The organism is Kouleothrix sp. 19917 (assembly GCF_057073505.1).
In genome coordinates, this window is sequence record NZ_CP097099.1 from 8,541,297 (window position 1) to 8,563,594 (window position 22,298).

Here is a 22,298-nt window from a genome sequence, read left to right on the forward strand (position 1 = left end):
GCAACCTGCAACCCGCAACCTGCAAACCCGCAACCCGCAACCTGTAAACCTGCAACAACGAATGAGGACCTATGCCCGACGGCGACGAGCTACGCCAGCGTATCTATCACATGGTTGGGCGGCTCTACACACGCATGCCCTGGATGGCGCGGCGCTGGGGCCGCCGCTTCGACGCGCTGGCCTTCGACACGGTGCCGTTTGTGCCGCTGCGCGCGCCCCTGCGCGAATGCCGCATTGCGCTGGTCACCACGGGCGGCGTGCATCGGCGCAGCCAGCCCGGCTTCAACATGGCCGACCCACGCGGCGACGCGAGCTACCGCGCCATCCCGCCCGACACCGCGCCCGAGGCGCTGACGATCACCCACGACTACTACGACCACCGCGACGCCGAGCGCGACATGAACATTCTGCTGCCGATCGGGCTGTTTCGCGAGCTGGCGGGCGCGGGCACGATCGGCGCGCTCGGCACGTGCTACAGCTTCATGGGCCACATCGAGCCGCCGCACGTCGCCACGCTGCTGAACGTCACCGCGCCGCAGGTGGCGGGCAAGCTCAAGCAGGAGCGCGTGGACGCCGTGCTGCTCACGCCGGCCTGAGGGATTTGCAACCAGTCCGTGGGGCTGATCGCGCGCACCATTGAGGCGGCTGGCATCCCAACCGTGACGATTATTGGTCTGCGAGAAATTGCCGAGCGCGTGCGCCCGCCGCGCGCCGTGCATCTGAAGTGGCCGTTCGGGCACCCGCTGGGCGAGCCGGGCAACCGCGCCCAGCAGCTGAGCGTGATTCATTATGCGCTGCGGGCGCTCTACGAGGTGCGCGAGCCGGGGGCAATCCTTGAGCCGGGCTGGGCCTGGCGGCGGCAGGAATATACTACGCCGCACGATTGGAAGATGGGCGAGTAGAGCAAGGGAACAGTAACCACGAAGGCACGAAGACACCAAGATTTTAATTACAGTCTTCGTAGTTCGTGCGCATCGCTCAGATCAATTGCGTAGAGCAGCGTGCGGAAATTGCGGTTGCGCGTGTTGAAGTAGTCGCCTTCGTAGCGCAGGCCGAGCTTTTCGGCAACGCGCCGCGAGCGGTGGTGGTCGTGCGCCATGTTGGCGACAACGCGGGTGATGGCGGGCTGCATGCGCGCAAAATCGAGGGCGGCGCGGGCAGCTTCGAGCGCGTAGCCCTGCCGCCAGTGCGGGTGGTGGAAGATATAGCCCAGGTCGATCTCGTCGCGGCCATTGACTTCGGAGCGCATCAGGCCCGCGTCGCCGAGCAGCGCGCCACTCGCGCGGCTGAGTACCGCCCAGTGCCCGAAGCCGTGCGCGGCGTAGCTGGCGATCTGGCGGGCGATCCAGGCGTCGGTTTGCGCGGGCGAAAACGGCGCCGGCCAGAACTGCATCGTCGTCGCGTCGGAAAGAATTGCGTGGAGGGCGGCGTGGTCGCCGGGCTGGTACTCGCGCAGCGTGAGGCGCGGGGTTTCAATCACAACGGGCATTCTTTTTCCTACTTGCTGCGGCGAACCGTAACGGCAATTGCGGCGGCTTCGGCAATCAGCGGCGCGAGCGCGGCCGGGTCGGGCGTGTCGCCGGGGCGGAAGGCGACATAACGCACCTGCGAGCCGGCGCCTTCGAGCAGGCCCGAGTCGTTTGCCATCAGCACGCCATACTCGAAGCCCAGCGACACGCGATCGGCCAGCGGCGCGACATAGCAGAAATAGCGCGTCTTGCCGCCGTCGGGCACGCGGTAGCCGATCAGCTTCCAGCCGGGGTAGACCGCCTCAACGGCGTGTGGCATGGTGTCGCGCACAATCGCGCAGAGCTGGCGGGCCAAGTCCTGAATGGCGGCGGGATATTCGGCCAGAAACTGCTCGGGCGTGGGGCGTTCGGCGCTGGCTTTTGCGCTCACAGGCGGCTCCTTTTTGCGGGCGTTTGCGGCAGTATAGCACGGAGGTGCGGGTGGACATATCAGTCGTTATGCCGGTGCTGAATGAGGCGCAGCTTGTTGCGCGCACGCTGGCCGACACGCGGGCGGTGATTGGCGACGCCGAGCTGATTGTGGTGGATGGCGGCAGCGGCGACGGCACGCCCGAGCTGGCGCGGCCCTACGCGCATGTGCTGAGCGCGCGGCGCGGCCGGGCAGTGCAGATGAACGCGGGCGCGATGCTGGCGCGCGGCGAGGTGCTGCTGTTCCAGCACGCCGACACCTGGATGCCGCCCGGCGCGCTCGACATGGTGCGCGACGCCATGGCCGACCCGGCGGTGCTGGGCGGGGCGTTCGCCATCCGCTTCGACGAGCCGGGCTGGATGTACGAGAAAATGGGCCGTGACACCAGCGCGCGCTCGCACACCGGCTCGTACACTGGCGACCAGTGCATGTTCATTCGGCGCGACGTTTTCTGGCGCATGGGCGGCTACCCGGCGCTGGAAATTATGGAAGATGTTGAATTGAGCCACACGCTGCGGCGGCTCGGCCCGGTGCGCCTGATCGACACGCCGGTGGTCACGTCGGCGCGGCGGCATCGGAAGTGCGGGCTGATCAACGTGCTGCTCTTGTGCTGGCGGATTCGGCTGCTGTATGCGCTCGGCGTGTCTGACCGCGCGCTCAAGCGCATGTACCCCGACGTTCGGTAGGAGCTTTGGAAATACTCCGTTAGGCGGAGCGAAACGCGGAACCGCGTAACGCGCGTGTTCGTCTTCATAGCACGTGCAGGAGTGGAAAGGGTGGAGCTGTGAGCGATTTATTTCCCTGCACAACACGCTACGAAAAGGAACACCATGAAGCGTTTTTATATGCCGGCCCGCTACCTGCCCGCCTTGGCCCTGGCCCTCGCGCTCAGCGGGTGTGGCACCCAGTCGCCGGCCGCGCAGCCCACGGCTATTCCCGCCACTGCGGCCCCCGCGCCGACCAGCGCGCCCGCCGCGCAGCCAACTGCCGCCCCAGTGGCGACCGCCGTGCCCGCGCCGACCAGCGCGCCTGAGCCAACCGCGCAGCCGGCGAACCTGCCCGAGCTCTACTATGTTGACGGGAACGCCGTGTTTGCCCAGGCGATCGGCGGCGCAGCGCACCAGATCGCGCCAGTCGACGGCAGCGTGCTCGACACGGCGCTGAGCGGCGACACGCTGCTGGTGCTGCGCGACAGTGGCATCGAGCGCGTCCACCTGCCCGACGGCGCGGCCAGCGATGTGCTGGCGTTCAAGTCGCCCGCGCAGCCCAGCTCAAGCCTGCTGGCCACCAGCGACGGGCGCATCTTCTATGCGGCGCGTGTCGAAGACCCGAACGCCGTGTTCGGCAAGACCGAAATTGGCGTGTACGATGTGGCCAGTGGTGCGATTGCGCCGCTGCAAACCGCTGACGGCGCGGCGCGACCGCTGGGCCTGACGCCCGACGGCAAAGGGCTGTACGTGCTGCCGGTCGGCGGCGATCCTTCCTTCGGGCAGGTGCGCGTGATCGACGCGGCCAGCGGCGCGGATCGCGCCGAGCTGGCGGTTGAAGGCGAGGGCGCGGCAGTGGTTTCGCCCGATGGCCGCATGCTGGCCGTGACGGCGCGCCGCTTCAGCGCCAGCGACCCCAACGCCGAGCCCGACAGCCTGATCTACCTGTACGACCTGACGCAGCAGCCGGCCAAGCGCACCGAGATCGTTCCGCCGCAGGCACCGAGCGCCGCCAACAACCTGTTCTGGTCGCCCGATAGCCGCGCGCTGTACTTTGCGCTTGGCGCGGGCAACATCTACGAGCTGAACAAGTCGTATGGCCTGTGGGTGTACGACATCGCCTCCGCCAAAGCCTCGAAGCTGTCGGATGTGAATGTGCTGAATACGTTTGTGACCGACAGCGCCGCCAGCACTATCGTGCTGCTGCGCCGCACCATCAGCAGCGACTCGGTAGTGCTCGACCTGGCGACGGGTGCGCCGACGCCGTTCGACATTGCGCCAAACGCGATGGTGGCGGGCTGGCGCTAGGCTCTGCAACCGCAAGCAGCACGATTGAGCCACAGAGCGCACAGAGGACACCGAGGTTTGAACCTCTTCCTCTGTGCGCTCTGTGGCCTCCGTGGCTCAATTATTTTGTTCGTGGTTGGGTAATATTTGCGAAAGTATGCGAAGTAGCTTGGGCAGGGCGGCGGCGCGAGGAACAATGAGAAGTGCGTTGGGCACCGCCGCCCAAGAAGAAGTATCGCAGAACGGCGTGAATAGCGCGTGAACACAGCACGCCGCTGCGATAACGACTTATTCAGCGGCTACTCGGGCACGCGGCCGTAGTACAGGCGGTGCAAACCAAACGGCGGCATCCCCAGCCGGTACAGCGCCTGGTACAGCCAGCCGGTCGCGACCACGCGCACAGGGCCGTGCTTGCGGTGCCGCCGCGCCGACACCAGCACCGGCGGGGTCAGCACGCGCACCTCGCCCAGGGCGCGCAGCCGCCGTGCAAACTCAATATCTTCCATCAGCGGAACGTCGGCAAAGCCGCCCATGCTGCGGAAGGTCGCCGCGCGCACAAACATCGCCTGGTCGCCAGTGAAGCCGCGCCCGAGGTGCGAGCGCAGCGTCGTGCTCCATGCGATCAGGTCATACAGGCGGCCCGGTTCGTCGAAGCGCAGCCCAAAGCCGCCGCCCAGCACGCGGCGGGCGCGCAGCGCGCTCATGATTAGCGGGAGCGTGTCGGGCGGCAGGCGCGTGTCGGCATGGAGAAACAGCAGCACGCGGCCATGCGCCAGCGCCGCGCCAGCGTTCATCTGGCGGGCCCGCCCGCGCCGCGTCGAGACGACATGCGCGAAGGGCGCGGCCAGCTCGGGCGTGCCATCGTCGCTGCCGCCGTCGGCCACAATCAGCTCCGAGCCGGGCGCGGCGGCGCGGGCGGCCAGCAGCGCCGCAACGATCTGCTCGCCCTCGTTCAGGGTGGGGATGATAATGCTTAGCATACAACTCTACTATGCGAACAATTACGGTGCAGCGGATCTTCCCACCCACTCCGCGAACAGCGCCCCAAGCGGCTGTCCGCTGGCCTGTTCACATGCCTGCTGAAAGGACGCCGCCGTGCCAACGCCATAGCGATTGCGCGTGTAGTAATCTTGCAGCGCAGTGAAGAATGCCGCGTCGCCAAGCTGTTTGCGCAGCGTGCGCAGAAACACCGGCCCCTTCCCATACACCGTGCGATAGTACACAGTAAAGCTCGGGTACTCGTCGATTGCCAGCCCGATTGGCAGGTTGCCATCGGCCAGCGCGCCCTGGTAGCGCCGCGCCACCTCGCGCTGCCAGTCGGCTTCGGCCACCGCTGGCCCGGCCACATCTTCTGCATACAGAATGCCGCTGTACTGCGCCAGCGCCTCATCCAGCCAGGGCTCGCGGTAGATGTCGTTGCCGGCCACGCCATACCACCACTGGTGCGCAACCTCGTGCGCCGTCACATAGCGCGTGCCCGCGCCCACCGCCCCGCCGGCATACAGCAAGATCAGGCCGGGGAACTCGTCGCCGCCGTCGTACTCATAGGGCAGCAGCTGAATATCCAGCTCGGCGTAGGGGTAGGCGCCAAAGCGCCGGTCGAAATCGGCCAGCGCCGCCGCCGCCACGCGTGCGACCTGCGCAGCATCCAGCCCGGTGCCGCGCTCGGTGTACACATTCACGGCCACGTCGCCAGCGGCGGCCTGCGCGCGCGCAAAATTGCCAGCCGCCAGCGCAAACTCGCGCACTGGCCCGGTGCGTACCAGGCGCGTGGTGGTGCCGTCGGCATTCTGTGCCTCGCCAATCGTGCTGCCGCTGGCGATCACCGTCAGTCCGGATGGCGCGGTGATTGTGGCGGCGTAAAACGCACTTTCGGCATACACATGGTCGGCAAAGCGCGTCACATCCAGCCGCCACGCGTCGCCCTCGCGCACCGCCAGCATGGGGTAGTAAGAAGGCAGGGGAAAAGAGCCATCGCGCCATGCCACAATGCTGGCCGTAAAGCTCAGCGCCAACGTCGTGCTTGCGCCCGGCCCAAGCGGCTGCGGCAGGTCCAGCAGCACGGCGGTGTCTTGCGCCACCAGGCGTGGCTCAATCGCCTGCCCATCGGCTGCGGCTTCCGTCACATCCATATGCACGTCGCCGCCCTTGCCAAACACATCCTTTGGGAAGTTCGGGTAAAGCCGCAGCGCGATGTCGGTGAGCGGCGCGCCGGTGCGGTTGGTGTAGCGAATCTGCTCGGTGCCGGTCAGCACGCCGCTGGCGGGCGCAAGCCAGAGCTGGAGATCATAGCGCGGCATACCCGCATTTCGCGCAATGTCGCCGGCAAAGGCCGGGCGCATCGCCGCCGCAAAGGCTGCGCCCATGTCGGGCGTGGGCGATGGCGCGGGCGTGGGCGTGGCGCTCGGCGCTGGTGTTGCGCTCGGTGATGGCGTGTGCGAGGGGACAGGTGTGGGCGTGGCGCTCGGCGCGGGAGTAGGTGTGGCGCTTGGGGCGGGCGGTAATGTTGGGGCCGGCGCAGCCTCGGGCGCGCACGCGGCCAGCACAGCAAGAACCAGCAGCGCGCATGGCACGTTTATGGCAGCTCGTAGCCCCAAAATCAACCTCGGCAATAGGAAGCGTTACCGCCAAGAGACGACTGACGACCGATGACCGACGACCTGTAATTTCGCCCGGCGAAAACAATCTTCGTCCCTACGGCAATCTGCAACCCGCCAACCTGCAACCTGTAACTCGCCAACCTGCAAACCTGCAACCCGGTTCTCACGCCAGCAGGCGCAGCAAACGGCACCATGCCCCGCACTCGGCTGGGCTGGCGGGCGGCGCGAGGCGCAGCGCGCCTTCCAGCATGGCGTTGTAGCGCGCCGCGTCGAAGTCGCGGCAGACCAGCGCATTGGCGCGGGCGGCCCGCGTCGCCAGCGAGAAGCCGCGCCAGCCAACGCGCACGTGCCGCCGCTCAAGCGCGGCTAGCGTGGGGTCGGCGGCGACGGCCACGGCCAGCGCGTCGTGCAGAAAGGGCACGCGGCGCTTCCAGGTGCGCCAGGCCAGCACGCAGCGCGCCAGCAGGCGGGCCAGCGGGTCGCGGCTGGCGAACAGGCTGTGCAGCTGCGCGGCGCGCATTTTGGTGCGCAGCGTGACGTGCATGCCAACCATGGTAATCGGCATGCCCGAAGCGAGTACGCGCCGCGCCGCCGCCGGGTCGCAGCGCAGGTTCCAATCCGGGTAGGGCGGGCCGAGCGTGCCAGCCATTGCCACCACGCGCGCGCGCCGCGCCAGCGCCGGGTCGCGGTCGAGCGCGGCGGCGATGTTGGTAAGCGGCCCCAGCGCAATAATCGTGAGCGGCTGCTCAGTGCGCGCGCAGGCAAGAATCAGCCCTATGGCGTCGGGCGCAGTGGCGAGCGGCGGCGCATCGGCCAGCAGTGGGGCGTGCGAGAACTTTGCCGGGCCGGGCCGCCCGTCGCGCATGGCGCTGCTGCCAGGCGCGATTGGGATGTTATTCTGGCCAGCGGCTGCCGCCACCAGCGCAGCTAGGCGTGCGCGCTGTTTAACCGGGCCAGCCACGGTGGTGACGCCGCAGACGCGCAGCACCGGCAGGCGCAGTGCCAGCGCCAGCGCAAACGCATCGTCCACGTCGTCGCCAATGTCGGTGTCGATCAGCACGGGCTGGGGTGATTGGTGCCACATGGTGAGAGCCTTTTATAGCATCCACAGATTACGCAGATGCCGCAGATTATGTATTTAGAATTTACGCGGTTGCGTCAATTGGCGTACCAACGTCGTGCTTTTTGCCTGCGGCAGCAGGGTGGAAACGATCTTTTTTGTGTGCGATTTTTCCGCGCGTAGCGCGGAAAAATCGCACACAAAGGAAAAATGAGTACTGCTTTGCTGAAGGATTAGCAGGTCAACTGGGTAAGTTCAGTATTTTGAAATTGCGCGACTTGCAAACGAGTGCTGTCTATTATTATCTGTGTAATCTGCGTAATCTGTGGATAATACCACTTACTCCAGCCGCTCTTCGATGGTTCGCGGCACGCGTGGCAGGATGGTCGCCACGACTTCGTAGCTGATCGTGCTAAGCCAGCCCGCCACCTCGTCGGCGCTGATTGCGTCGTCGCCCTGGCGGCCAATCAGCGCCACCGGGTCGCCGCGCCGCACGCCAGCGATGTCGGTCACGTCGAGCATGGCGTAGTCCATGCAGATGCGGCCAACGATTGGCGCGCGGCGACCGCGCACGAGCACTTCGCGCCAGGGCGGGGCGCGGCGCAGACCGTCGGCATAGCCCACCGGGATGGTTGCGATACGCGAGTGGCGCGCGGCGACCCAGGTGCCGCCGTAGGAAACGGGCGCGCCGGCTGGCAGCTCTTTCACCTGCGCGACCTCGGTGTGGAACGACAGCGCGGCGCGGAAATCGGGCGGCAGCGGCGCGGCGGCGGAAGGGGCCAGCCCGTAGCACGCGATCCCTGGCCGCACCATGTCGAGCCGGGCGGCGGGCAGGCGCAGCAGCGCCGCGCTGTTGGCGGCGTGCGCGCAGGGCGGGCGCAACCGGGCCGCTTCCAGCTCGCGCAGCAGCCCCGTGAAGCGCGCAAGCTGCGCCTCGGCGCTCGCGAGGTCGGCGCTGTCGGCGCTGGCGAAGTGCGTGTAGACGCCGTCCACACGTAATGCCTCGGCGTGGGGCGTGTCGCGCAGGGCGCGCAAGAACGCCAGCGCATCGTCGGGCGGCAGGCCCAGGCGCGCCATGCCGGTGTCGATCTTCAGGTGGGCGCTGGCGCTGCGCCCGAGTGCGGCGGCGGCCTCGGCCAGCGCGCGTGCCGTGTCGGTGTCGAACAGGGTGCAGGCCACACCGAGCGCCACGGCTTCGCGTGCCTGCCACGGAGGCGTGTAGCCGAACACGAGGATCGGCGCGGCAATGCCAGAATCGCGCAGTGCCCGCGCTTCGCTCAGGGTGGCAACGCCCAGCGCCGTCGCGCCATTCGCCAGCGCGGTGTGGGCTACGCGCACGGCACCGTGGCCGTAGGCGTCGGCTTTGAGCGTGGCCATGAGTGGCACGCCCGCGATGGCGCGCAGCCGGCGAATGTTGTGCGCAATTGCGTCGAGGTCGATCTGGAGCCATGTCGGGCGGTCGGGGGCGGCGGCGCGCACACTGCGCCAGGCAGGTTGCTGCCGCACCAGCAGGCGCGAAGCCTCGGCTGGCTCGGCCAGCAGCGCGGCGACCAGGCGCTCGGCGCGTGCCGGGGTGTCGCCCTTCACCAGCACAAGGTCGCCCGCGCCGAGGTCGGGCGGCAGGGCCGCCAGCGCTGCGCTGCTGGTGTGCGCAACCGTGACCGTGGCGGCGGGGTTGGCGCGGCGGGCAGCCTGCGCGGCGATCACGCCCCAATCGCCTCGGAAGATGATACAGTCGGCGGTGTGGGCGGCGGCGCTGCCAATCTGGGCATAGGCGGCTGCAGCGTCGGGGCTGGGGCTGGCGGGCGCGGCGAGCAGGGCAATGCGGCGGCGGGCGGGCAGTTGGGCGAGTGTATGGAGGGCCATTGGCACCGAGGGCAGTGCCGCGCTGTAGCTGTCGTCGAGGATCTGCGCGCCGCGCTGGCCAGGGAGGGGACGCAGCCGGCCAGCCGGGGCTTCGGTGCGGGCCAGGGCGGCAACTGCATGCGCGAATGGAATGCCGCAGGCCAGCGCGGCGCCGATTGCGGCGAGGCCCGCCTGAACGGCAGGCTCACCCACCAGCGGCAGCCACGCTTCTGCGATCTGCGCCCGCCATCGCACACGGAAGGTGGTTCCCGTAGCGGCGTAGCTGATCGGGCTGGCTGCCAGGTCGTTTTCCTCACGCATCCCAAACGTCAGGACCCGCGCTGCCGTGCCCTCGCGCATGGCCGCCACGCGCGGGTCGTCGCCATTGAGGATGGCCCAGCCATCGGGCGGCAGCGCGGCCGGGAGCGCGCCTTTCTCGCGCGCGACGCCGTCGAGCGTGCCGAAAGCGTCGAGGTGGGCCGCGCCCACGGCGGTGACGACGGCGACGTGGGGCGGGAAGAGCGTGGCGAGCTGGGCGATTTCGCCAAGCTGGTCGGCACCGAATTCGAGCACGGCAAAGCGCTGGTCGGCGCGCAGGCGGGCGAGCGCGATCGGCAGGCCGAGCAGCGAGTTGAAGCTTTGGCGGCTGCGAAAGGTGGGCGCGGCGGCCCCGAGCACGGCGGCGATGGCGCGCACAGCCGTGGTTTTGCCAACGCTGCCGGTGACGGCGACGACGGCAGGGCCAAAAGCGCGCAGCCGGGCGGATGCCCAGCCTTGCAGGAGCGCGGGCGGGTCGGCGCTTTGCACGACCGTGACGGGCGCGCCAGGCGGGGGCCACGCGCACAGCACTCCCGCCGCGCCCGCTTCGATGGCGGCGGCGATGTGCTCGTGGCCGTCGGCGCGGGCGGTGCGCAGGGCCACAAACAGCTCGCCGGGCCGGGTGAGCCGCGAGTCGTAAGATATGTCGGTGAAGGCGGTGGCGCGCGCTGCGCCGCAGAGCCGCCCGCCAGCCGCCAGCAGATCGTCGAGCAGAATCATGGCGCGCATGGTGGCCGAGAAGGGCGGGGATGTCAAGGGGCGGGGGATTTACGATTGACGATTGACGATTGACGATTAGGACGACCGGCGACCGAGAGTATTAACCGCAAAGAACGCAAAGGGCGCAAAGGTGGGGAAAATACTGCCACCTGCCGACTGCCGATGACCGAGAGTATTAACCGCAAAGAACGCAAAGGGCGCAAAGGTGGGGAAAGTACTGCCGCCTGCCGCCTGCCACTGCCACCTGCCCACTGCCACCTGCCCACTGCCACCTGCCACCTGCCGACTGCCACCTGCCGACTGCCACCTGCCACCTGCCACCTGCCACCTGCCACCTGCCGACTGCCGATGACCGAGAGTATTAACCGCAAAGAACGCAAAGGGCGCAAAGGTGGGGAAAGTACTGCCTATTGCCTGCTGCTGACCAATACCCGCTAACTCAACACTTAAAACTCAACATTCAACATTCAACACTCGACACTCCCGATCGAAACGCGCAACCTGCAAACCTGCAACTTTCCGACGTGCCAACTCGCTATGGTACAATCGCCCGGTTGCCCGCCATCTCGGCAGGGGAAAGAAAGCCAAGCTTGATGAAAATGTCTTTGGCGTATGCGGGCCGCACGCTGCTGCTGGCGTGCGGCGTTTTTCTTGCGGTGGGCATTGTGCTTTCGGGCATTGGGCCGGCGTTGCCCGCGCTGGCTGCGCGCAGCGGGCAGGATGTGGCCGCGCTGGGCGCGCTGTTTACCGCGCTTTCGGCGGGCGTGGTGCTGACGCAATTGATTGTCGGGCGGGCGAGCGACCGCTGGGGGCTGCCGGCAGTGCTGGCGGCTGGCATGGCAGTGATGGCACTGGGGGCGCTGCTGCTGGCGCTGGGCGCGAGCCTGCTGGCGTTGCTGCTGGCTGCGCTGCTGGCGGGCATTGGCTTTGGGGGCGTGCTGGCGGCGGGCAATGTGCTGGTGGCGCGCTTGTTCCCGGCGCGCAGCGCCGCCACGCTGAATGGCGCGAATGTCTTCTTTGGGCTTGGCTCGATTGCCGGGCCGCTGCTGGCTGGCGTGGCGGGCGCGCGGCTGGGTGTGCCGGGCGCGGCGCTCGTGCTGGGCGCGGTGGCCTTGCTGCTGCTGGCCCCGCTGCTTGCCCGGCGTGTTGCGCCGCCCGCGCCCGCCATTGCTGCGAGCGAAGAAGGAAAGGCCGGGCGCGGCGCGGGCGCGCTGTGGCTGTTTGGCGTGGTGCTGCTGATCTACACCGGCACCGAGGTTGGGCTGGGCGGCTGGATCACGGTCTACCTGATCGCCAGCGCCGGGCTTGCGCCGGAAATGGCCGCGCTGGGCGCGTCGGGCTTCTGGCTGGGCTTGACGAGCGGGCGCGCGCTGGGCGCGGCGCTGGGCTTGCGGCTAGCCCCGCCAAACCTCTTGCTGCTCAGCCTTGTGTCGGTGCTGCTTGGCGCGCTGGCGCTGGCGGCGGGGCTTGGCCGGCCACTGGCGTCGGTTGTGGGCATCGTGCTGCTCGGGCTGGCCTGTGGCCCTGTTTTCCCAACCGTGCTGGCTGTGATTGCCGGGGCGACTGGGGCCAGCAACCGGGCGGCCGCACGCGTACTGACGCTGGGCAACAGCGGCGGCCTGATCCTGCCGGCGCTGCTGGGCGTGCTGCTGGGGCGCTACGGGCCGGGGGCGATGGTGGGCGTGGTGCTGGCGTCCGCGCTGGCGATGCTGCTGCTGTGCGGGGTGGCCGTGGTGCTGCTGGCGCGGCGCGGGGGATAGGGGATGGGAGGTAGGGGTTGGTGATCTCGGCGCGCAGCAATTCCTTTTATTACCCAAAACGCATTGCGCTGGCAACATAGTTCTTTTCTGCAAGCTTCCAGGAAGCTAATCTGGCTACCAGATTGATGGAAAACCGGCTTGAGCTTCCTGGAAGCTGAGTGCGGACTGCTTGTATGCCGCGAAAGGCAGATCACCTGCCGGGAATGAGTGATCACCTGCCGGGAATGAGCGATCACCTGCCGGGAACGAGTGATCACCTGCCGGGAATGAGTGATCACCTGCCGGGAACGAGTGATCACCTGCCGGGAACGAGCGATCACCTGCCGGGAATGAGTGATCACCTGCCGGGAACGAGTGATCACCTGCCGGGAATGAGTGATCACCTGCCGGGAGCGACTGATCATCTGCCGGGAACGAGTGATCACCTGCCGGGAGCGAGTGATCACCTGCCGGGAGCGAGTGATCATCTGCCGGCAACGAGCGATCATCTGCCGGGAACGAGCGATCATCTGCCGGGAACGAGTGATCACCTGCCGGGAGCGAGAGATCACCTGCCGGCAACGAGTGATCACCTGCCGGGAGCGAGAGATCATCTGCCGGGAACGAGTGATCACCTGCCGGGAGCGATGGATTACTGCTCGACGCGGATAGCCACCAGCGTCATGTCGTCGTGCTGCGGGCGCCGGCCACTGAACGCGGCCACCGCCGCGACAATGCGCGCAATCACCTCGCGCGGTGCTTCGTCGCCGCAGTCGCGCACGATTGCCTCCAGCCGCTCGAAGCCGAACAGCTGGCCGGCTTTGTTCTGCGCTTCGACAATGCCGTCGGTGTAGAACAGCAGCAGGTCGCCAGCGGCAAGCGGCACCTCCAGCGTGGCGTAGGGTGTGTCGGGCGCGATGCCGAGCGGCAGGGTGTTGCCCGGCACTTCGAGGTAGGCGATTTCGCCACTGGCGGCGCGACGGATTGGGGCGAGCTGCCCGGCGTTGGCAAGCGCCAGCCGCCGCGCCCGCACATCGAGCGTGGCGTAGCCCATGGCCACAAACGCGCGCGGCGGGATGTCGTGCGCGATCCAGCGGTTGGTTTCGCGCATCACCTCCTGCGGCGTCTGGTGGTCGCGCGCCTCCGAGCGGGCGATCGAGCGCGCCACCGCCATCAGCATGGCGGCGGGAATGCTCTTGCCCGAGGCGTCGCCCACCACCACGGCCAGCAGCGGGTCGGGCGCGTCGCGCAGCGCGATCAGGTCGTAGAAATCGCCGCCGGTTTCGCGGGCGGGCAAGCACCATGCTGCCAGCTCCAGGCCGGGGACGGCGGGCAGCGCGCGCGGAAACAGGTTGCGCTGGATCTGGCTGGCGATCTCCAGCTCCTGCTCGACGCGCGTGACCGATTCCTGGTACAGGCGCGCATTCTCAATCGCGATGGCGGCCTGGCTGCCAAAGGCCAGCGCCACCTCGGCGTCGCGCTCGGTGAAGCGGGCCGGCGCGTAGGCGCTGATATTCAGCACGCCCAGCACCTGACCCTTGGCGATCAGCGGCACGCCCAGCCACGAGCGCAGCGGCACCCGGTCGGCAATTGGCGACCATGTTGGCGTGGCGTGGGTGTCGCCTATCACCAGCGGCTCGCGGCGCTGCACCACCAGCGCGGCGGCGTTCAGCTCATCGACGCGGAACAAGAGGCGCGTGGGCGGCTCGCTGGCGCTGGGCGTGTTTTCCTGCGCCAGCCGGAAGTGCTCGCCCTCAATCAGCAGGATCGACGCCGTATCGTAGGGAATGACGTGGCGCAGCTCGCGCAGGATCAGGTGCGGCACCTCGCTGGCGTCGAAGCTGGCGCTGATCACGCGCGCCACCTCGCGCAGCGTGTCGGCGGTGCGGCGGGCGTTCTGCTCGGCGGCAAACAGGCGCGCATTTTCGGCAAGCTGGCGCTCGCGCTCTTCGAACAGCCGCACCTTCTGGATGCCCAGGCTCAGGTGGCTGGCGACCTGCGCCAGCAGCTCGACGGTGTGCTGGCTGTACTGGCCGGGCCGGTAATCCTGCACCGAAATCACGCCAATCGGCTGGCCTTCTTTGGCGATCAGCGGCACGCCAACCCAGGCGCGCGTGTTGTTGGTGGGCGTGAACATGTTTGCGGCGATGCCGATTGCCAGCAGCTCGTCGCGCTGCGCGATCAGGTTGTCGAGCAGCAGCGGGCGGCGGTTTTGCAGCACCCAGCGCGTCAGGCTGCCTTCCACTGGCTGCCGGCCCACCCATGTATCGGGCACGCGCTCGCCGCGGTCGATGTAGGCCGAATGCGTGATGATGTGCGTTTCTGGCTCGCACACCACGAAGTAGAACACCGACGCGCCGGTGAGCGCCAGCAAGTGCTGGTGCACCTGGCCCAGCATTTCTTCCAGGTCGTACGAGGCGCTGACGAGCTGGCCGACCTGCCCAAGCGCGTCGAGCTCGCGAATGCGCCGCTCGCGCTCGGTTTGCAGGTGGACGTTCTGGACATGCAGGGCCACCTGGCGCGAGGCATCGACAAGAAACTGCTCGTCGCGCGGGCCAAACGCATCGGGCGTGTAGCTTTGAATGCTGATCAGCCCGATCACCGCGCCTTCGCGATCGTGGAGCGGCACGCCCAGCCACGAAACGGCCGGCCGCTCCGCGCCAATGATATGCTCGGCCAGGTCGGGGTACTGCGCGATCTGCTCGGGAATATTGGTGAGGTGCAGCATGCGCTGCTGGCGCACCACCCAGCCCGAGAGCGAATTGGCCGGCAGCGGCTGGTCGCGCAGGTAGGTGTAGTCGTGCCCCTCGTCGATGCCCAGGCCGTCGCTGATGCGCTGGCGCTCGGGGTCGTACACGAGTATCAGAAAGGCATCGAGCTGCATAAACGCCTGCAGGGCGGCATGCACCTGATGCAGCAGCGTGGGAAGATCGCCGGCCGTGGTGGCGGCCTGCCCGATCCGGCTGAGCGCCTGCAGCTCGGCGATCTGGCGCTCGCGCTCCTGAATCAGCCGCGTGTTCTCAATCGCCAGCGCGATCAGGTTGCCCAGCACCTGCAGCAGATCGATCTGCTCGGCGTCGAACTGGCGCGGCTGGTCATCGACTACCGCCAGCGAACCCAGCACGCGCTCGCCCACGCGCAGTGGCACGCCAATCAGCGACTGAAAGCGCGATGGCGCCTGGATCAGCGAGTAGCGCGACAGATCGCTTTGAATGACGATCGGCCGGTTGTCGCGCACAATGCTGCCAATATTCGAGCTGGAAACCGGGATGCTCGCAACGGCGCGCGCGTCGTCGGCGGGCAGGCCGCGCTGGGCCAGCAGCACCAGTGTGTTGCGCTCGGCATCGTAGCGGCGCACGTTGCCCGCCTTCACGCCGAACAAGGGCAGCAGCAGCTCAAGCGCGTGGCCCAGAAACTCGGGCAGCGGGCGCTGGAGCACCATCTCAGCGGCCAGCGCGCTCAGCACGGCCAGCTCGGCGCTGCGGGCTTCGGCGCTGGCGGCCACAATCTGGCTGAGCTCTTGCTGGCGCTGCGCCAGGCCCACATTTTCGAGCGCCACGCCCACCACGTTGCCAAAGCGCTGCAGCAGGTCGAGGTCGGTTTCACCATACACGTTTGGCGCGTAGCTCTGCACCGAGATCACACCAACCGCGTCCTGCCCGATCAGCAGCGGCACGCCCAGCCACGAGCGCGAGAGCTTCTGGCTGTTGCCGAAGCGATCGACCGGCGCGCTGGATTGCAGGCGCTCGGCCTGTAAATCGCGGAACAGCAGCGGCACGCGCCCCGCCAGCAGCCGGCTGGTGAGATGGCCGTGCTGGATATTCTCAACATACTCGACGGTTCCTTCGTCGACCATATAGGCGGCGCGAAACTTGTCGATGTGGTTGATATCGCAGACGGCGACGTAGCATGCGTCGAGGGGGAAGAGCGCGACCAGCTCGTGGTATGCGATCTCGAAGATTTCGCGAAATGCAACGCGCCCGCGACATGCCACGCTGATTGTATACAGCGCATCGAGCGCGCGACGGTAGCGATCTTCCTGGGCGCGGAGGGCGTCGCGCTGTGCCTGGAGCTCGGCGAGCTGGCGGCTGGGGGTGGTGGGTTTGTTGGACATAGCTGCGCCCGGTTTGCGCCACGGCTCCTGGTATTGAAAGCGAATCGCTGGTGCTAACTATAGCATAGATTGGGGGCGCTGCGCGGCATTGCTGCCCCTGTCAGGGCGGACCTGTCAGGGCGGACCTATGTGTCCGCCCTGCCTGAACCCGTGGCAAGGTTTGGCCTAATGAGCAAAGCAGTCGGGGCCTGCGCGGCCCCGTTCCCCGCGGCAAAGGGCCGGCCGCGGCCCTCTGCACTCCCCGGTCGGGGCCTTGCCCCGAACCCCTTAATGAGCGTGGACGTCTGGCGAGATGGTTTGCGGTCATGCCTCCGTTGTGGATACAGGCAAGGCATCAGACGATAAATGCTGCGCCAATTTGTTAGCTTCGACTTCTCTTGTCGTTCGCTGCCAGCATACTGGCATAACGGAGGCATGATAAAAGAACATCGAAAATAACGACCACCTAAAATTCGGGGTTCGGGGCGAAAGCCCCGACGCGGGGTGCTGGGGCGGCGCGAGCCCCAGCGGCCTTGCGGCCCGAGCAAAGGGCGCTAAAACCAGCACTGGCCTTGTATAAAAGCAACCGGCCTTGCGGCCTGAGCAAAGGGCCTTGAAGCTGGCAGAGGAAATATCGGTCGCTGCCAGCATACTGGCATAACGGAGGCATGATAAAAGAACATCGAAAATAACGACCACCTAAAATTCGGGGTTCGGGGCGAAAGCCCCGACGCAGGGTGCTGGGGCGGCGCAAGCCCCAGCGGCCTTGCGGCCTGAGCAAAGGGCCTTGAAGCTGGCAGAGGAAATATCGGTCGCAGCCAGCGGCAAGCACAACGGAGGCATGATAAAAGAACATCGAAAATAATGACGACCTAAAATTCGGGGTTCGGGGCAAAAGCTCCGACGCGGGGTGCTGGGGCGGCGCAAGCCCCAGCGGCCTTGCGGCCTGAGCAAAGGGCCTTGAAGCTGGCAGAGGAAATATCGGTCGCTGCCAGCATAACGGCATAACGTAGGCACGACAGGCAAACGCCGTCAACGATACCAGCATCAAATTTGGGGTTCGGGGCGAAAGCCCCGACGCGGGGTGCTGGGGCGGCGCAAGCCCCAGCGGCCTTGCGGCCCGAGCAAAGGGCCTTGAAGCTGGCAGAGGAAATATCGGTCGCTGCCAGCATACTGGCATAACGGAGGCATGATAAAAGAATATCGAAAATAACGACCACCTAAAATTCGGGGTTCGGGGCGAAAGCCCCGACGCGGGGTGCTGGGGCGGCGCGAGCCCCAGCGGCCTTGCGGCCCGAGCAAAGGGCGCTAAAACCAGCACTAGCCTTGTATAAAAGCAACCGGCCTTGCGGCCCGAGCAAAGGGCCTTGAAGCTGGCAGAGGAAATATTGGTCGCTGCCAGCGGCAAGCACAACAAAAGCACGCCGCGCAGCCGAAAAAGCAATTACCCCTGGCGCTCGCCGTAGCGCATCAGCACCGCGCGCGCGCGGCCCAGCTCATCGTCGATGCGCGCTGCCAGCGCCGCCCAGTCTGCCGGCTGGCCCGCGATTGCGGCGCGCTCGAGCTCGTCGCAGCGGGCGGCGAGCGGCGTGGCTGCCAGCATCAGGCTGCTCGAACGGAGCTTATGCGCCTGGTGCTGTAGGGCATCGGTGTCGCCGCGCGCCGCCGCCCCGTGAATAAGCGTCACCGCAAGGTCAGCGTCTTCAAGAAAGCGCGGGATGATGTGCCGCATGGTATTGGCCGCAGCATCGCCGAATGCCGCAAAGGTATCTTCAAGCCGCGCGTAGTCGATCGGGCGCTCGGTGGCGGGTGCGGGCGAACTCGCGCCAGCCCTGTGAAGTGGCGTGGCGCGCGCAAGCGTTGCCTGTAGCGTGGCGAGCGGCACTGGCTTTGTCAGAAACGCATCGATTGGCGCGTTGCTGAACAGCACGCGCAGCTCATCCTGGCTGTGCGCGCTTAGCGCCACCAGGTAGGGCCGTTCGCCCGAAGGGCTGCGCGTGCTAATCTGGCGGGCCAGCTCGGCGCCTGCCATGTCGGCCAGGTTATAGTCGAGCAGCACGGCGTCATAGCGCTCGCGGCCAAGCAGATCAAGCGCCTGCTTGGCCGTGTCGGCCACGCGGGTTTGGAAGCCAAGCTGCTGCAGCATGCGCGCCGAAAGCTGCTGGGTCACGCTGTCGTCTTCCACGACGAGCGCGCGGGGTGCGGGTGGATTATTCACATGCGTGGGCGCATCGCCAACAGCGCGCTCGGCATTAAGCGCCGCGTGGAGTGTTGCGCCCAGCTGCGAGAGCTTGAGCGGCCTGCGCAGGATGCCTTGCACCACTGGCTCAATTGCCGCCAGCGTGTCGCTGCGGGTGTCGTGCGCGGCCAGCAGCACAATTGGCAGCGCAGCCAGGCCCGAGTAGCGGCGCAGGTGTTCAATCAGCAGCGGCGCGCTCATGTCGGCGTTCTGCCAATCGAGAATCGCGGCGTCGAATTCCTTGCCGCCGCGCGCCCAGCGCAATGCCTCCAGCGCGGGGTTTGTTGCCGAAACCGCCAGCCCCCATGCGCGGGCCTGCGCCTCGATCGCCGCGCGCGTGCGGTCAAATTCTTCTACAACCAGCAGGCGCAGCCCGGCCAGGCCGGCGGGCGTGGCGGCCCTGCTTTCGGCGCGGCGCGCGCGAATCGTGAAGTGGAACGTTGCGCCGGCGCTGGCATTGTTTTCGGCCCACATGCGCCCGCCCATCAGCTCAACCAGCTGCTTGCTGATATTCAGGCCCAGGCCGGTGCCGCCATAGGTGCGCGCAATGCTGCGGTCGCCCTGGTCGAACGACGTGAACAGGCGGCTCATGCGCTCGGGCGGGATGCCAATGCCGCTGTCGGCCACGCTGAATGTCAGCTCGTAGCAGCCGGGTTCGGGCTGCTGCGCGCCCACATGCACACTTACCCCGCCGTTAAGGGTGAACTTCACCGCATTGCTGAGCAGATTGACCAGCACCTGCCGCAGGCGCATGCTGTCGCTTTCAATGGCAGCGGGCGCGGCCAGGTCGATCGTGTACGCCAGGTCGAGCTGCTTGTGCGCCGCCTGCGCGCCGACAATATCGATCGCTTCTTCCAGGCAGTCGCGCAGATCGAAGGGTTGGTGCTCGACGCGCATCTTGCCCGATTCAATTTTCGAAAGGTCGAGAACATCGTTGATCACATCGAGCAGGGCGTTGCTGCTGATGCGAATAATATTGGCGAATTCGTGCTGGTCGGCGTCGAGGTTAGTTGTCAGCAGCAGGTCGGTATTGCCGGCCAGGCTGGTCAGTGGCGTGCGCAGCTCGTGGCTCATGTGCGCCAGAAAGGCCGATTTTGCCTCGGTCGCGGCTTCGGCCATGTCTTTCGCATGGCGCAGCTCGATCTCGGCGTCACGCAGCGCGGCCTCGGTGCGGCGGCGCTCGGCCAGCTCTTGCTGCGCGGCGGCGTAGAGCTGCGTGTTGTCGAGCGCGAGCGACACCAGGCGGCTGAAGCGTTGCAGCAGCGTGATCTCGGCCGGGCTGGGGCGGCGCAGGCTATCCTGATAGGCCAGCCCAAGCACGCCAATAAAGGATGAGCGGGTGCGGATCGGCACGTTGACGATTGCGCGCAGGTTGAGCGCGTCCAGCGCGGGCAGGCGGTGCGGCCATTCGCGGTAATTGTCGATTGTCATGGTTTCGCCGCTGGCCCACACGCGCCCGGCCAGCCCTTCGCCGCGCCGGATGTGGCTGCCGCGCTGCTGTGCAAACACGCCGGTAGCCACTTTCACTTCCAGCGTGTCGCTGCCTGGATCGTGCATGTACAGGTAGCCGTGCGGCGTGTCGAGCAGCGCGCCGGCGCGCGTCACGATCGCTTCCAGCAGCGCGGAAAGCTCGAAGCGCTCCAGCAGGCCGAGCGTGGTATCGTGCAGGGCCAGCAGCTCGTCGTTCTGGCGGCGCAGCTGCCGCTCGGCGCTGATGCGCTCGCTCATATCGCGCAAAATCACCACGTACAGCGGCTCGCCATGCTCGACAAACGAGCTCACGCTGGCTTCCACCGGCACAAAGCCGGCGTCGGCGCGCTGGGCCGCCAGCACCTGCCCGTTCAGCGCAAGCAGCGACTGCGTCAGCGCAATATCGGGCTGGGCGAAGTGGCCAACGAAATCGGCGACGTTGCGTTGCAGCAGGCTGCTGCGATGAGCGCCCAGCAGCGCGCTGGCGCGCTCGTTGGTGTCGATGATCGTGCCGCTGGCGCTGGCCAGCAGGATGGCGTCGGCCGCCTGGCCCACCACTGCGCGGTAGCGCTGCTCGGAGGCTTGCAGATCGGTGAACAGGCGGGCATTGGCGATCGCCATAGCCATGCTGTTGGCAACTTCCTGCGCCAGCTCGCGATCGGCGTTGGTGTAGGCACGCTGCGACTCCATGGTGGCGAACAGGCACGCGCCCAGCACCTGGCCCTGCGCCACCAGCGGCAGCTGCAGCAGCGAGAACAGCCCCAGCTCCTTCAGCATGTGCAAATGCTGGCCGTCGTGGGCGAAATCGGCCAGGTCGTCGTGGCTGACCTGCCCGGCCAGTACGGCTTCGCCGCCAAACAAGGCGGTGAAGTAGGGCGTCATGCGCCCGCCGGGATCGATCGGGTAGTCGTTGCCAAGCTGCATCATCAGGTCGCGCTTGCCCGGGTTCGCCACCTCCTGCACCAGCAGACGAATGCTGCCGTCGGCTTCGATCAGCTGCACCACGCAGATATCGGCCAGCGCGGGAACGAGTGCGCGCGCTGCTTTCTGCAACGCAACTTCTGCCTCTTGCGTCGAGGCGAGCTGCTGGCTGATTTCGGCAAACACGCGCTGGAGCTGTTCGCGGCGTTTGCGCTCGCTGATGTCGTGAACGATCAGCAGCCAGCCGCCGGGCGTCGTGTCGCGCTGAGTGAGTGGCAGCACCTGCAGATCGTAGATGCTGGCCTGCCCGGCGCGCTCCCAGCTGATCTCGGTGCGGCCGGCGGCAATGCCGGCGCTGGCTGCGGCCAGCGGGTGCCCTGCGCCAAGCAGCTCATCGAAGCTGCGGCCGACCATTGCTTTTGCCGGCAGGCCAAGCAGCGTGGCGGCGGCCAGGTTTGCATGCACCACGCGCCGCCCTGTGTCGAGCGCGATCACGCCATCGTCGAGCGAGCGCAGAATTGTGTCGTGCGAGATCGGCGTGAGATCGAGCAGCTTCAGGCGCACCAGCGACCAGCCAAGCACAACTGCGCTCAGCCCAAAAACGAATGGCGTGAGATCGAGCGGATAAAACGGCTCGATCCTGGCGACATACAGAATGTTCGCAAACCAGGGCGCGCAGGCCGCGCCAACCATCGAGCCGGCCTGCCAGCGCATCAGGCCGGGCGAGCGCAGCGCCGACACCAGCAGGCGCAGGCTGCCCAGGCCCATCAGTATATACGAGAACAGCGCGTGGGCCGCGAACCACAGGCCGTGATCAAGCTGCAGCAGGCGCAGCCCGCCTTCATCGACCAGGCGTGCGCTGCGCCAGATCAGCCCGTGCCAGTCGCTGCTGGCCGCCAGCGCAATCGTAATCGCCGGCATGACGAGCAGCGGGGCAAGCGCGCGGCGGCGCAAGGGGCTGTTGGGTTTCGCATATGCCTGCGCCAGCGCAAACCAGGCCACCGGCGTGATCGCAATGCCAATGTATTGCAGCTTGGCCCACATCAGCTTGCCCGCCAGCGTGCCCGACGCCAGCTCAAGGCCATAGGTCAGCACCCATTCCGACACGGCCAGCGTCAGCCAGAAAAAGGCCTGGCCGCCGCGTATCTGGCGATGCCGCCAGGCATAGTACGAGAGCGCTGCGATGACCGCGAACGCCACGATAATCAAATATTCTTTCATCAACGCAAGCATAGGCGCGTGCCTCTTCCCCCACGACTGAACAAAACACCCCGAAAATCCTCTAACTCATGGAGTGCAGTGTTGTTGCCAGTGCAGAATTGCTATGGTTGATCGAAAAGTGAGTTTCGATCTTTCTATGC

General features: G+C 66.9%; 13 protein-coding genes. 5 read left to right on the plus strand and 8 right to left on the minus strand.

Annotation, left to right across the window (positions count from 1 at the left end; genetic code table 11):
• Positions 1–71: 71 nt before the first annotated feature.
• Both M1P90_RS34450 and M1P90_RS34455 read left to right on the plus strand, forming a co-directional pair.
• The gene (locus tag M1P90_RS34450; RefSeq protein ID WP_483700443.1) at positions 72–596 is read left to right on the plus strand and encodes a glycine/sarcosine/betaine reductase selenoprotein B family protein; all 525 of its coding nucleotides are present in this window, start codon (positions 72–74) and stop codon (positions 594–596) included.
• An 18-nt stretch (positions 597–614) separates the two neighbouring features.
• Positions 615–902 carry a hypothetical protein gene (locus tag M1P90_RS34455; RefSeq protein ID WP_483700444.1) on the plus strand — a complete coding sequence of 96 codons (288 nt, stop codon included), beginning with the start codon at positions 615–617 and terminating at the stop codon, positions 900–902.
• Positions 903–949: 47 nt separating this feature from the next.
• On the opposite strand, the gene M1P90_RS34460 is transcribed toward M1P90_RS34455, so the two are convergent.
• Both M1P90_RS34460 and M1P90_RS34465 read right to left on the minus strand, forming a co-directional pair.
• A complete protein-coding gene (locus tag M1P90_RS34460; RefSeq protein WP_483700445.1) occupies positions 950–1,489 on the minus strand; it encodes a GNAT family N-acetyltransferase in 540 nt (179 codons plus the stop codon).
• Between the two features lie 8 nt (positions 1,490–1,497).
• Positions 1,498–1,899, minus strand: a complete 402-nt coding sequence (locus tag M1P90_RS34465) for a DUF1801 domain-containing protein (protein WP_483700446.1) — start codon at positions 1,897–1,899, stop codon at positions 1,498–1,500.
• 50 nt (positions 1,900–1,949) lie between these two features.
• Between M1P90_RS34465 and M1P90_RS34470 the strand changes: the two genes are divergently transcribed.
• Positions 1,950–2,624, plus strand: a complete 675-nt coding sequence (locus M1P90_RS34470; protein ID WP_483700447.1) for a TIGR04283 family arsenosugar biosynthesis glycosyltransferase — start codon at positions 1,950–1,952, stop codon at positions 2,622–2,624.
• Between the two features lie 144 nt (positions 2,625–2,768).
• A complete protein-coding gene (locus tag M1P90_RS34475; RefSeq protein WP_483700448.1) occupies positions 2,769–3,953 on the plus strand; it encodes a TolB family protein in 1,185 nt (394 codons plus the stop codon).
• A 278-nt stretch (positions 3,954–4,231) separates the two neighbouring features.
• On the opposite strand, the gene M1P90_RS34480 is transcribed toward M1P90_RS34475, so the two are convergent.
• The 4 genes from M1P90_RS34480 to alr form a co-directional block, all read right to left on the minus strand.
• Positions 4,232–4,912, minus strand: a complete 681-nt coding sequence (locus tag M1P90_RS34480) for a TIGR04283 family arsenosugar biosynthesis glycosyltransferase (RefSeq protein WP_483700449.1) — start codon at positions 4,910–4,912, stop codon at positions 4,232–4,234.
• 21 nt (positions 4,913–4,933) lie between these two features.
• Positions 4,934–6,505, minus strand: a complete 1,572-nt coding sequence (locus tag M1P90_RS34485; RefSeq protein ID WP_483700450.1) for a M1 family metallopeptidase — start codon at positions 6,503–6,505, stop codon at positions 4,934–4,936.
• Positions 6,506–6,695: 190 nt separating this feature from the next.
• Positions 6,696–7,616 carry a nucleoside hydrolase gene (locus tag M1P90_RS34490; protein WP_483700451.1) on the minus strand — a complete coding sequence of 307 codons (921 nt, stop codon included), beginning with the start codon at positions 7,614–7,616 and terminating at the stop codon, positions 6,696–6,698.
• A gap of 315 nt (positions 7,617–7,931) precedes the next feature.
• On the minus strand, positions 7,932–10,511 hold the full coding sequence (gene alr, locus M1P90_RS34495) for an alanine racemase (RefSeq protein WP_483700452.1): 2,580 nt from the start codon (positions 10,509–10,511) through the stop codon (positions 7,932–7,934).
• A gap of 557 nt (positions 10,512–11,068) precedes the next feature.
• Here alr and M1P90_RS34500 point away from each other — a divergent pair.
• Complete coding sequence (locus M1P90_RS34500) at positions 11,069–12,235, plus strand: MFS transporter (RefSeq protein ID WP_483700453.1); 1,167 nt, start codon at positions 11,069–11,071, stop codon at positions 12,233–12,235.
• A 631-nt stretch (positions 12,236–12,866) separates the two neighbouring features.
• Here the strand turns inward: M1P90_RS34500 and M1P90_RS34505 are convergent.
• Complete coding sequence (locus M1P90_RS34505) at positions 12,867–16,328, minus strand: GAF domain-containing protein (RefSeq protein WP_483700454.1); 3,462 nt, start codon at positions 16,326–16,328, stop codon at positions 12,867–12,869.
• Positions 16,329–17,751: 1,423 nt separating this feature from the next.
• Positions 17,752–22,170, minus strand: coding sequence for a histidine kinase N-terminal 7TM domain-containing protein (locus M1P90_RS34510; protein ID WP_483700455.1), 4,419 nt, complete (start codon positions 22,168–22,170; stop codon positions 17,752–17,754).
• Positions 22,171–22,298 lie beyond the last annotated feature (128 nt).